This window comes from Streptomyces sp. CCM_MD2014 (genome assembly GCF_000772045.1).
GTDB classification, from domain to species: domain Bacteria; phylum Actinomycetota; class Actinomycetes; order Streptomycetales; family Streptomycetaceae; genus Streptomyces; species Streptomyces salinarius.
Window position 1 is genome coordinate 3879487 of record NZ_CP009754.1, and the last position, 11899, is coordinate 3891385.

Below are 11899 nucleotides of genomic sequence, written 5' to 3' on the forward strand. Positions count from 1 at the left end.
CACCGTGGTCCCGTCCTTGCGCTCCGGCGACTTACCCTGGACCCGTGCCAAAGACGAAAAAGGCGAAGGACGAAAAGTCGGCCAAGAAGGACAAGAAGCACATCGCGGGCGACGAGAAGGGGCTCGACTTCGCGCGCGCGTGGGTGGAGTTCCCGGATCCGGCGGACGACGAGCAGGTCTTCCGGTGCGACCTGACATGGCTGACCTCTCGTTGGAACTGCATCTTCGGCAGCGGCTGCCAGGGCATCCAGGCGGGCCGCGCGGACGACGGGTGCTGCTCGCTGGGCGCGCACTTCTCCGACGAGGACGACGAGCAGCGGGTCGCCGAGCATGTGGCGAGGCTCACGCCGGACATCTGGCAGCACCACGCCGAGGGCACGCGGAACGGCTGGATCTCCGAGGACGACGAGGGTTCCCGGCAGACCCGGCCCTTCCAGGGCTCCTGCATCTTCCAGAACCGGCCGGGCTTCTCCGGGGGCGCGGGCTGCTCGCTGCACATCCTGGCGCTGAAGGAGGGCCGGGAGCCGCTGGAGACCAAGCCGGACGTGTGCTGGCAGCTGCCGGTCCGGCGGACGTACGAGTGGATCGACCGGCCCGACGACACGCGCGTCCTCCAGGTGTCGATCGGTGAGTACGACCGGCGGGGGTGGGGTCCGGGCGGGCACGACCTGCACTGGTGGTGCACGTCGGCGACCTCGGCGCACGGCGCGGGCGAGCCCGTGTACGTGTCCTACCGGCCGGAGCTGATCGAGCTGATGGGCAAGGCGGGGTACGACCGGCTGGTCGAGCTGTGCGAGGAGCGGCTGGCCTCGCAACTGCCGTTGCTGGCGCCGCATCCGGCGGACCCGGCCCGCTGAGGGCGGGCACGGGGTCCCTGCCGGGGCCGGTCGCGGCGCTGGATCCGGGCCGGGACCGGTCGCGGCGCTGGATCCGGGCCGGGTGCGGGCCGCTTGCCGCGTGCCGGGGCCGGTTGCGCGGGTCCCGGTTGCGGGCTCCGTGCCGGTGTTACGAGCCGGACGGGCCCGGGGTGCCGCTGTCGGCGTCGCCCGGCGGGGGTGACGAGCCGTCCGGGCCGCCGGTCGGGGACGGGTCGCCGGTCGTCGGGTCCGGGTCGGGCGAGGTCGGCGGCGGGTCCTCGGTGGGCGTCGGGTCCGGATCGGCGGGCTGCGACGTGGAGGGGTCCGGGTCCGGGGTCTGGCCCGGGTGGGACGGGGACGTGGTGTCGTCGGGGGTGCCGGGGCGCGGGTCCGGGCGGGACGGGGTGGGCGCGGGGCCGTAGCCCTCGATGGTCACGACGGCGTCGGCGGGCGAGACGGCCACCCGTGCGCTCCAGTGGCCGGCCGGTTCGCGCAGGTGGTCGACGTACACCCGGACCGTCACGGACTCGCCGGGGCGCAGGGTGCCCGAGGACCGGCTCACGTAGAGCCAGGAGGCGTTGGGGGACACGGACCAGCGCACGGGGGCGTCGCCGGTCGCGGTCAGGGTGACCAGCGTGGTGTCGCCGTCGTGGCCGGCCGTCACCTTCAGGTGGCCGGTTCCCTTCTCTCCGGCGCCGGAGACACCGACCACCTCCACGGAGACGTCGGCCTCGCCGTTCTCGCCGAAACCGGCGCCGGGGGTGGTGCTCGCGTTGCCCGCGTTCTCGTAGCCGCCGTAGCCGCCGCCCGCCGACTCGCCCTCCAGGCCGTCCGGGTCCTGCGCCTCGCTGGCGCTGGCCGAGCGGCCCTCCTCGCCCTCGACGACGGGCGTGCCCCGGTAGGCCGCCCACAGGGCGAGCACCGGGGCCGCCACGACGGTGGCGACGACGGTGGTGGTGACGGCACGCGCGCGCAGACGGTCGCGGCGGGCCGCGCGATCCTTGGGATCCATCGGGAAGCCGCGCCGGTCGAAGCGGGGGGTGCTCCCCCGCGCGCGCGTGGTGTGGCCCGGGGGTCCGTGCAGGGCGGTGCGGGGGGCCTCCAGGACGGGCAGTTCGGCGGGGGTGACGCTGGTGCCGGGCCAGCGGCCGGGGATCGCGCGCTCGGCGGTACGGCGGCAGCGCGGGCAGTCGTCGACGTGCCGGACCAGCTCGCGGCGCAGGGCGCTGCTGAGGACGTAGCGGTTGTCGCCGGTGAGGCGGGACACGCCCGCGCAGGTGCCGGTCTCGACGACGGCCAGGGCGGCGCGGGTGCGTTCCACCTCGCAGGCGGCGGAGGCGAGCAGTTCGCGGGCGGCGGCGAGGTCCATGCCGAGGACGGCGGCGACCTCGTGGGGGGCCAGGTGGTGGCGCACGGCGAGTTCGAGTGCCTCGCGCTGCTCGGGGGTGGTGCCGGCGGCCTCCGGCCAGGCGAGGAGGGCGAGTTCGCTGCGGTGCCGCCGGGTGACCTCGTCGTTGGCGGCGGTGGCCGGCATGGTGGGGGACGTGGGTGTGGTGGGAGCGCTGGGGCGGCCTGCCGCGTGGCTGCCCGGACGTTTCTGCTTGGCCTCGGCCAGCTTGCGCAGGCACGCCCAGCGGGCCAGCGCGTACAGCCAGGCCCGGCGGTCGGCGGCGGACGGGGGGCCGCGGTGGCCACGGCGCTCGGCGAGCGCGAGGACCTCGGCCAGGGCGGTGGTCGCGGCGTCGTGGTCGCAGAGCACGGACAGGCAGTACGTGAACAGGCCGTCCAGATACGTGTCGTACGCGGCGTGTCGCGCGGGCGGACGCTGCGCCGGCGGCTGTGCCAGCGCCCTCGCCGCGGTGCGGTCACGCGCTTCCCGGTGCGCCCGGTGTGCGCCGGTCGTGCGGGTCGTGGTTTCCGTACTGCTCCTCATCACTCGGCGACCGTAGGGGGCTATGGGTGGCGCGAACTGGCGCGTTGGGCACTTTTAATCCGTACGGGTGAAACGATCCCTCATAAGGGGACAGGAACCTGCCCTTCCGTGGCCGGGGCGGGGTCGCCGTCGTCCGTTCGTGGTGCCGGATGCGGGTGCCTCCGGCGGTGGGGGTGCGGGGTGCCTGCGGCGCCGGTGCGGGTTCGGTGGGGGTGCGGGGTGCCTGCGGCGCCGGTGCGGGTTCGGTGGGGGTGCGCGTAGCGCCTTGGGTTCGGTGGGTGGGTCGGGGTCGGGCCGGGGGGTGTCCGTCCTCGGAACGGCGCGGAATCGGTCGGCCACAGACCTGACCGGCGCGGACGCGCCAACCGCTGCGGGCGGACACCCCCCGACCCGCCCCCTCCTCGCCGTACGCGGCTCTCCCCGCCGCCGTCGTCGTAGCTGCGGGCAGTCGTGCCGCTGGGGCGGCACGGGTGGGCGCAGCGGCACCCCGGCAGCGCCGGGCCGCGTCACCCACCCCCGCACCCACGCCGGGCACCCTGCGGGCGCCGGGCCCGCACCCGCGCCGGGTTCGTTGTCAGTGGGGGCGGTTACCGTTCGTGCATGGCTGCCCGTACGAAGTCCGCCAAGGAACGGCCGTCCTACCGCTGCACAGAGTGCGGCTGGCAGACGGCCAAGTGGCTCGGCCGCTGCCCCGAATGCCAGGCATGGGGCACGGTCGAGGAGTACGGTGCGCCCGCCGTGCGTACGACCACGCCGGGGCGCGTCACGACCTCCGCGGTGCCCATCGGCCAGGTGGACGGCCGGCAGGCGACCGCCCGCTCCACCGGCGTGCCCGAGCTGGACCGGGTGCTCGGCGGCGGGCTGGTGCCCGGGGCCGTGGTGCTCGTCGCGGGAGAGCCCGGCGTCGGCAAGTCCACGCTGCTCCTCGACGTCGCGGCCAAGTCCGCGAGCGACGAGCACCGGACGCTGTACGTCACCGGTGAGGAGTCGGCCAGCCAGGTGCGGCTGCGGGCCGACCGGATCCACGCCATCGACGACCATCTGTATCTCGCCGCCGAGACCGACCTCGCGGCCGTGCTCGGGCATCTGGACGCCGTCAAGCCGTCGCTGCTGATCCTGGACTCCGTACAGACCGTCGCCTCGCCCGAGATCGACGGCGCCCCGGGCGGCATGGCGCAGGTGCGGGAGGTGGCGGGGGCCCTGATCCGGGCTTCCAAGGAGCGCGGCATGTCCACGCTGCTGGTGGGCCACGTCACCAAGGACGGGGCCATCGCGGGGCCGCGGCTCCTTGAGCACCTCGTGGACGTCGTCCTGCATTTCGAGGGTGACCGGCATGCGCGGCTGAGGCTGGTGCGAGGCGTCAAGAACCGGTACGGGACGACGGACGAGGTCGGCTGTTTCGAGCTGCACGACGAAGGGATCACGGGGCTCGCCGATCCCAGCGGGCTGTTCCTCACGCGGCGGGCCGAGCCGGTGCCCGGTACCTGTCTGACCGTCACCCTGGAGGGCCGGCGGCCGCTGGTCGCCGAGGTGCAGGCGCTGACCGTCGACTCGCAGATTCCCTCGCCCCGGCGCACCACCTCGGGGCTCGAGACCTCGCGGGTGTCGATGATGCTGGCCGTGCTGGAGCAGCGCGGGCGCATCAGCGCCTTGGGCAAGAGGGACATCTACAGTGCGACCGTGGGCGGGGTGAAGCTCTCCGAGCCGGCCGCCGACCTCGCCGTCGCGCTCGCGCTGGCCAGCGCGGCCAGTGACACTCCGCTGCCCAAGAACCTCGTGGCGATCGGCGAGGTCGGGCTCGCCGGAGAGGTGAGACGGGTCACGGGGGTGCAGCGCAGGCTCTCCGAGGCGCACCGGCTGGGCTTCACGCACGCCCTGGTGCCGGCCGATCCGGGGAAGGTCCCTGACGGCATGAAGGTCCTGGAAGTCGCGGACATGGGGGACGCCCTGCGGGTGCTTCCGCGCTCGCGTCGCCGAGAGGCCCCACGGGAGGAGGGAGACCGCCGGTAGACTTTGCCCTGGTCTCGCCCGTCCGTACGACCGAATGTGCGACACGGGAGCGCCAGAAGAACCTGCGACCGGAGGAGTGCAGTGGCAGCCAACGACCGGGCAGCAGCTCCCGGAAAGTCCGGTGGGAGTGCCGGTGCCGATGGCCTGATGCGCGCCTCACTGAGCGCCGTGGCGCCCGGCACGTCCCTGCGCGACGGCCTGGAGCGGGTCCTGCGCGGCAACACGGGCGGTCTGATCGTGCTGGGCTCCGACAAGACCGTCGAGCAGATGTGCACGGGCGGTTTCGTGCTGGACGTCGAGTTCACCGCGACCCGGCTGCGCGAGCTGTGCAAGCTCGACGGCGGCATCGTGCTCTCGTCCGACCTGTCGAAGATCCTGCGGGCCGGGGTGCAGCTGCTTCCCGATCCGACCATCCCCACGGAGGAGACCGGCACGCGGCACCGCACGGCGGACCGGGTCAGCAAGCAGGTCGGGTTCCCCGTCGTGTCGGTGTCGCAGTCGATGCGGCTGATCGCGCTGTACGTGGACGGGCAGCGGCGGGTGCTGGAGGATTCGGCGGCGATCCTGTCGCGGGCCAATCAGGCGCTGGCGACGCTGGAGCGGTACAAGCTGCGCCTCGACGAGGTCGCGGGCACGCTGTCGGCGCTGGAGATCGAGGACCTGGTGACGGTGCGGGACGTCTCCGCGGTCGCGCAGCGGCTGGAGATGGTGCGCCGGATCGCCACCGAGATCGCCGAGTACGTGGTGGAGCTGGGGACGGACGGGCGGCTGCTCGCGCTGCAGTTGGACGAGCTGATCGCCGGGGTGGAGCCGGAGCGCGAGCTGGTGGTGCGGGACTACGTGCCCGAGCCGACCGCCAAGCGGTCCCGCACGGTCGACGAGGCGCTCGCCGAGCTGGACAAGCTCAGCCATGCGGAACTGCTGGAACTGTCCACGGTGGCCCGGGCGTTGGGTTACACCGGGTCGCCGGAGACGCTGGACTCGGCGGTGTCGCCGCGCGGCTTCCGGCTGCTGGCCAAGGTGCCGCGGCTGCCCGGCGCGATCATCGACCGGCTGGTGGAGCACTTCGGCGGCCTGCAGAAGCTGCTCGCCGCCAGTGTCGACGACCTGCAGACCGTGGACGGCGTCGGCGAGGCGCGGGCGCGCAGCGTGCGCGAGGGGCTGTCGCGGCTGGCGGAGTCGTCGATCCTGGAGCGCTACGTCTGAGTCCTCGGGCCCGCCCGTGATCAGTCGCTCTTGAGGACGAACGACGTGCGCACCTTCTCGAACCCGGCCGCCTTGGCCTCCACCAGGTAGGTGCCCGCCTTGGCCGAACCCGCGGGCGGCGTACCGCACTCGGGGGCGCTCGGCTTGCGGTCCCACTTCACGGTGTAGGTGATTCCGCTGCCGGCGGCCACCCGGTACCGCAGGCTGCCCTCGCCCTCGACGCAGTCGTCCGAGGCCCAGTAGGCGTCGTCACCGCTGGCCGGGGTGATCGTGAACACCGCGTGCTCCGGGCCGAGATCGACCTCGCAGTCGGTGCCGGAGGTGTTCCGCGCGGTCAGTTCGAAGGCCGGAGTCTGGCCGGGCGAGTAGCTGTTGCGGACGCTGCGCAGGCTCAACTTCACCGCGCCCGGCGTGCAGTCGGGCAGCGCCGACCCGGCCGGCAGCGCGTCACCCGCGCCGACGCCCGTCACCGCACCGCCGCCCGAGGCGCTTCCCGAACCGCCCGACCCGTCACCGCCGCCGGACTCACCGCCGCCGGACCCGGACCCGGCGCCCGGCCCGTCACCGCTTCCGGAACTCGCCCCGGAACCCGAGCCGTTGGAGTCCCCGCTCCCCGACTCGTCGCGTCCGCCGGGGGCCTGGCTGATCGCCGGGCCGGAACCCGAGGGGCCCGGAGTGATGGAGGGCGCCGGGTTCTTGCCGTCGGCCCCGGCCTTGCCGCCGTTGCCGCCGTCCCCGCCGCCGGAGACCACGATCCAGGCGATCAGTAGCGCCAACAGGGCGAAAAGAGACAGCAGTACGGCCCTCCGTCGCCAGTAGATGGAGGAGGGAAGCGGCCCGACCGGATTGCGCAGAGATCCCACGGCCCAAACTGTACGAGAGATCGGCGCGTTCCCTTGTCCCACCCGCCGTTCGGCTCGCATCTTTTACGGATCATCATTCCGACAGACCGGCCCGCCGGCCGCCACCGGGTGGCGGTGTTCCCGTGCGGAGGCCCTCACGTGGCAGGATCGGAGGGTCATGACTGCGCCCACGAAGCCCTCGCCAGGCGGACCCTCCGACCCCGCCGCGTCCGGTGTGCCGCTGCACGCCCCCGTCATCGACTGGTTCGACGAGCACGCCCGCGATCTGCCGTGGCGGCGTCCCGAGGCCGGTGCCTGGGGCGTGATGGTCAGCGAGTTCATGCTCCAGCAGACGCCGGTCAGCCGCGTCCTGCCCGTGTACGAGCAGTGGCTGGCCCGCTGGCCGCGCCCCGCCGACCTCGCCGCCGAGGCACCCGGCGAGGCCGTCCGCGCCTGGGGCCGCCTCGGCTACCCGCGCCGCGCCCTGCGCCTGCACGGCGCCGCCGCGGCCATAACGGAACGGCACGGCGGCGACGTACCCGCCGACCACGCCCAGCTGCTGGCGCTGCCCGGCATCGGCGAGTACACGGCCGCCGCGGTCGCCTCCTTCGCCTACGGCCAGCGGCACGCCGTACTGGACACCAACGTCCGCCGGGTCTTCGCCCGCGCGGTCACCGGCGTGCAGTACCCGCCGAACGCCACCACCGCCGCCGAGCGGAAGCTGGCGCGGGCGCTGCTGCCCGACGAGGAGGCGAGCGCCGCCCGCTGGGCCGCCGCGTCGATGGAGCTGGGCGCCCTGGTCTGCACGGCGAAGAACGAGGCGTGCCACCGCTGTCCGATCGCGGCCCGGTGCGCCTGGCGACTGGCCGGCAAGCCCGCGCACGACGGGCCGCCGCGGCGCGGCCAGACGTACGCGGGCACCGACCGGCAGGTGCGCGGGCGGCTGCTCGCGGTGCTGCGGGAGGCGACCGCGCCGGTGCCGCAGGCGGTCCTCGACCAGGTGTGGCAGGAACCGGTCCAGCGTGCCCGCGCCCTGGACGGCCTCGTGGCCGACGGTCTGGTGGAGCCGCTCGCGGACGGGCTGTACCGGCTGCCGCTGAGCTGACGTACGGCGGCGGTCGGCACCTTTGTGACGGCTCCCCCCGTCGGGCAAATCACCCCATGTCCCCATCAAGTGGGCTGTCGTTTTAACCGGTTCCTACTTCCGTTACACAACCGACGGACAGCCGAGGGTTTGCCGCAGGCTGCTTCGCACAGCGCCGTGACAACGCTTCCCTACCTTCGTTTGCGTGCCCGGAGGGGCACGGCAACGACCAAGGACCACAGGCAGTGGGCCGGCGGATGACCAACGCCGGGATACGGGGAATCGGAAGGCGGTTGACATGGGCGAGGTGCTCGAGTTCGAGGAGTACGTCCGCACCCGGCAGGACGCGCTGCTGCGCAGTGCCCGGCGTCTGGTCCCCGACCCCGTCGACGCCCAGGACCTGCTGCAGACGGCGCTGGCGCGGACGTACGGGCGCTGGGAGACGATCGAGGACAAGCGGCTCGCGGACGCCTACCTGCGCCGGGTGATGATCAACACCCGGACCGAGTGGTGGCGGGCGCGGAAGCTGGAGGAGGTGCCGACCGAGCAGCTCCCCGAGTCCCCCATGGACGACGCCACCGAGCAGCACGCGGACCGCGCCCTGCTGATGGACGTCCTCAAGGTGCTCGCCCCGAAGCAGCGCAGCGTCGTGGTGCTGCGACACTGGGAGCAGATGTCAACGGAGGAGACCGCCGCCGCCCTCGGCATGTCGGCGGGAACGGTCAAGAGCACGCTGCACCGGGCGCTCGCCCGGCTCCGGGAGGAGCTGGTCGCCCGCGATCTGGACGCACGGGCGCTGGAGCGTGAGGAGCGGGAGCGTTGCGCGGCCTGACCGACGGTCGGACACCCGGGGAGACCCGGAGGACATCCGGGGAGCCCCGGAGAACCACGCAGGCGGCGAGTACGGCGGTGGCCGTGTTCGTCGCCCTCGGCGTTTCCCTGTCCGGCTGCGGGACCGGCGGCACCGGCGCCCGGGACGAGGGGCCGGCCCACGCGGACGCGGTGGGCGGCGCCGCCTCCCCGTCCCCCGAGCCCGCGGCGAAGGCGTCGCCCTCGAAGGCCCCCGACCGCGTGGACGCGGTGCGGCTCGTCAAGGCCGACCCCAGGGTCTCCGCGGAGGTCAAGCGCGAGCTGAAGCCGTGCGTCGCCGACGAGTACCCCGTCGACGTGTCGTACGGCAAGCTGACCGGCGGCTCGGCGGAGGACGTCGTCGTCAACGTGCTGACGTGCGGTGACGCGGTGGGCGTGGGCAGTTACGTGTACCGCGAGGAGGACGGCGGGTACCAGAACGTCTTCAAGGCGGAGGCGCCTCCGGTCTACGCGGAGATAGACCGCGGCGACCTGGTGGTGACCAAGCAGGTGTACGACAAGGGGGACCCGGTGTCGAGTCCGTCCGGCGAGAACGTGATCACGTACCGCTGGGCGTCCAACCGGTTCACCGAGGAGTACCGCACCCACAACGACTACAGCAACTCCGCGGGGAACGCGCCCACTCCGGCTCCCGAGCCGGACGGCTGACCCGCCCGTCGCGCCGACCGACGCGAACCGATCGGACCGCTCGCACCGATGACCGGGTGAACGTGGTGCGCGGTCGGTGCACGGTCCGGCACCCCTGTTCGACCCGACCACACATGAGGACTGAGAGCACCGGGATGGCAGACCAGACCCACGTCCTGTTCGTCGAGGACGACGACGTCATCCGCGAGGCCACCCAGCTCGCCCTGGAGCGGGACGGCTTCGCGGTCACCGCGATGCCCGACGGACTCTCGGGCCTGGAGTCCTTCCGGGCCGACCGTCCCGACATCGCCCTCCTGGACGTCATGCTTCCCGGCCTCGACGGCGTCAGCCTGTGCCGCCGCATCCGGGACGAGTCGACGGTGCCGGTGATCATGCTGTCGGCGCGGGCGGACTCCATCGACGTGGTGCTCGGCCTGGAGGCCGGCGCCGACGACTACGTGACCAAGCCGTTCGACGGTGCCGTCCTGGTCGCCCGGATCCGGGCGGTGCTGCGCCGCTTCGGGCACGCCGGGGGCGACGGCCGGGCGGAGCCGGGCGGCGCCGGGACGGGGGGCGTGCTCACCTTCGGCGACCTGGAGGTGGACACCGACGGCATGGAGGTGCGCCGGGCCGGGCGGCCGGTGGCGCTCACCCCGACCGAGATGCGGCTGCTGCTGGAGTTCTCCTCGGCGCCGGGCACCGTGCTCTCGCGCGACAAGCTGCTGGAACGCGTGTGGGACTACGGCTGGGGCGGTGACACCCGGGTCGTCGACGTCCATGTGCAGCGGCTGCGCACCAAGGTCGGCCAGGACCGGATCGAGACGGTCCGCGGCTTCGGCTACAAGTTGAAGGCCTGAGCGGGGACAGAGGGATATGCGGGGGTTCTTCCGACGACGCCGGGCCGACTCGCCATCGGACCGGCCCTACGACCGCGCCGCGCCGGGCGGGCAGGCGGGGCCGGGCGAGCGCACGGCGCCGTCCGGACGGCCGGGCGGCCGTACACACGTCCTGAGCTCGGGCGGCGCCGACGAAGGCGACCCGCGTCCGCGGGGTTCCGGTGGGCTCCTCGCCGGGGGGCTCCGTGCCCGCGGTATCCGCACCGGGCTGCGCTGGAAGCTGAGCGCGGCCATCGCGCTGGTCGGCGCGCTGGTGGCGATCGTGCTGAGCCTGGTCGTGCACAACGCGGCCCGGGTGTCGATGCTCGACAACGCCCGCGACCTCGCCGACGACCGGGTCCTGATCGCCCAGCGCAACTACGAGCTGTCCGGGCGGCAGAACTTCCCCAACGCGCAGATCGACGACCCCGACCTGCCGCCGGAGCTGCGCCGCAAGGTCGAGGCGGGGCGGCGGGCCACGTACGTATCCGAGCAGGCGAACGGCGTGACGGACATCTGGGCGGCCGTGCCGCTCAAGGACGGGCACGTGATGTCGCTGCACTCCGGTTTCACCGACCGCAGCGCGGACATCCTCGGCGACCTGGACCAGGCCCTGGTCATCGGCTCGATCGCGGTCGTGCTGGGCGGCAGCGCGCTCGGTGTGCTCATCGGCGGTCAGCTCTCGCGCCGGCTGCGCAAGGCCGCGGCCGCCGCGAACCGGGTCGCGGGCGGCGAGGCGGACGTCCGGGTGCGGGACGCCATCGGCGGTGTCGTGCGGGACGAGACGGACGACGTCGCGCGTGCCGTGGACGCGATGGCGGACGCGTTGCAGCAGCGGATCGAGGCCGAGCGCCGGGTCACCGCGGACATCGCGCACGAGCTGCGCACCCCGGTGACCGGGCTGCTCACGGCCGCCGAGCTGCTGCCGCCGGGCCGGCCGACCGAGCTGGTCCTCGACCGGGCGAAGGCGATGCGCACGCTCGTCGAGGACGTCCTGGAGGTGGCCCGGCTCGACGGTGCCTCGGAGCGGGCAGAACTGCAGGACATCATGCTCGGCCACTTCGTCTCCCGACGGGTCGCCGCCAAGGACCCGTCCGTCGAGGTGCGGGTGATCCACGAGTCGGAGGTCACCACCGACCCGCGCCGCCTGGAGCGCGTGCTGTTCAACCTGCTCGCCAACGCCGCCCGGCACGGCCGCGCGCCGGTCGAGGTCAGCGTCGAGGGCCGGGTGATCCGGGTCCGCGACCACGGGCCGGGCTTCCCCGAGGACCTGCTGGCCGAGGGCCCGAGCCGGTTCCGCACCGGCAGCACGGACCGGGCGGGCCGCGGACACGGCCTCGGCCTGACCATCGCGGCCGGTCAGGCCCGGGTCCTGGGCGCCCGCCTCACCTTCCGCAACGTCCGCCCGGCCGGCGCCCCCGCGCACATACCGGCCGAGGGCGCGGTCGCCGTCCTGTGGCTCCCGGAACACGCGCCGACCAACACGGGGAGCTACCCGATGCTGCCGGACCGGGCCGACGGTGGCCCGTCTCCCTCAGGGAACAGGTCCCGGGAAGCCGCCCGGGGGGCGTCGTCCCGGAGGCGGTGACGCCGGG

General features: G+C 73.9%; 10 protein-coding genes. 8 read left to right on the top strand and 2 right to left on the bottom strand.

Features of this window, described 5'->3' with window-relative positions:
• Positions 1-44: 44 nt before the first annotated feature.
• Positions 45-857 (top strand): hypothetical protein, encoded by an 813-nt coding sequence (locus NI25_RS16985; RefSeq protein ID WP_061443260.1) that lies wholly within the window; start codon positions 45-47, stop codon positions 855-857.
• A gap of 148 nt (positions 858-1005) precedes the next feature.
• Here the strand turns inward: NI25_RS16985 and NI25_RS16990 are convergent, their stop codons facing one another.
• The gene (locus tag NI25_RS16990; protein WP_061443261.1) at positions 1006-2790 is read right to left on the bottom strand and encodes a BACON domain-containing protein; all 1785 of its coding nucleotides are present in this window, start codon (positions 2788-2790) and stop codon (positions 1006-1008) included.
• A 600-nt stretch (positions 2791-3390) separates the two neighbouring features.
• Here NI25_RS16990 and radA point away from each other — a divergent pair.
• Both radA and disA read left to right on the top strand, forming a co-directional pair.
• On the top strand, positions 3391-4800 hold the full coding sequence (gene radA / locus NI25_RS16995) for a DNA repair protein RadA (RefSeq protein WP_061443262.1): 1410 nt from the start codon (positions 3391-3393) through the stop codon (positions 4798-4800).
• 81 nt (positions 4801-4881) lie between these two features.
• Positions 4882-6006 carry a DNA integrity scanning diadenylate cyclase DisA gene (disA, locus tag NI25_RS17000; RefSeq protein WP_030404779.1) on the top strand — a complete coding sequence of 375 codons (1125 nt, stop codon included), beginning with the start codon at positions 4882-4884 and terminating at the stop codon, positions 6004-6006.
• Between the two features lie 20 nt (positions 6007-6026).
• Here disA and NI25_RS39705 read toward each other — a convergent pair whose 3' ends face one another.
• A complete protein-coding gene (locus NI25_RS39705; RefSeq protein WP_078884643.1) occupies positions 6027-6869 on the bottom strand; it encodes a hypothetical protein in 843 nt (280 codons plus the stop codon).
• Between the two features lie 157 nt (positions 6870-7026).
• Between NI25_RS39705 and NI25_RS17010 the strand changes: the two genes are divergently transcribed.
• From NI25_RS17010 to cseC, 5 genes are all read left to right on the top strand, one after another.
• Positions 7027-7953: an A/G-specific adenine glycosylase gene (locus NI25_RS17010; RefSeq protein WP_061443263.1), complete on the top strand. Its 927-nt coding sequence runs from the start codon at positions 7027-7029 to the stop codon at positions 7951-7953.
• Between the two features lie 277 nt (positions 7954-8230).
• Positions 8231-8764, top strand: a complete 534-nt coding sequence (locus NI25_RS17015) for a SigE family RNA polymerase sigma factor (RefSeq protein ID WP_003975479.1) — start codon at positions 8231-8233, stop codon at positions 8762-8764.
• Complete coding sequence (locus NI25_RS17020; RefSeq protein ID WP_199560937.1) at positions 8752-9450, top strand: hypothetical protein; 699 nt, start codon at positions 8752-8754, stop codon at positions 9448-9450. The genes NI25_RS17015 and NI25_RS17020 overlap by 13 nt, the downstream gene beginning before the upstream one ends.
• A gap of 134 nt (positions 9451-9584) precedes the next feature.
• Positions 9585-10286, top strand: a complete 702-nt coding sequence (gene cseB / locus NI25_RS17025; protein ID WP_061443265.1) for a two-component system response regulator CseB — start codon at positions 9585-9587, stop codon at positions 10284-10286.
• Positions 10287-10302: 16 nt separating this feature from the next.
• Entirely contained in the window at positions 10303-11892 is a 1590-nt protein-coding gene (cseC, locus tag NI25_RS17030; protein WP_061443266.1) for a two-component system sensor histidine kinase CseC, read from the top strand.
• Positions 11893-11899 lie beyond the last annotated feature (7 nt).

Bases quoted from the DNA above. Each gene is read 5' to 3' on its own strand.
- NI25_RS16990 (WP_061443261.1), bottom strand. From the start codon at position 2,790: ATGAGGAGCAGTACGGAAACCACGACCCGCACGACCGGCGCACACCGG.
- radA (WP_061443262.1), top strand. From the start codon at position 3,391: ATGGCTGCCCGTACGAAGTCCGCCAAGGAACGGCCGTCCTACCGCTGC.
- NI25_RS17010 (WP_061443263.1), top strand. From the start codon at position 7,027: ATGACTGCGCCCACGAAGCCCTCGCCAGGCGGACCCTCCGACCCCGCC.
- NI25_RS17015 (WP_003975479.1), top strand. From the start codon at position 8,231: ATGGGCGAGGTGCTCGAGTTCGAGGAGTACGTCCGCACCCGGCAGGAC.
- cseB (WP_061443265.1), top strand. From the start codon at position 9,585: ATGGCAGACCAGACCCACGTCCTGTTCGTCGAGGACGACGACGTCATC.
- cseC (WP_061443266.1), top strand. From the start codon at position 10,303: ATGCGGGGGTTCTTCCGACGACGCCGGGCCGACTCGCCATCGGACCGG.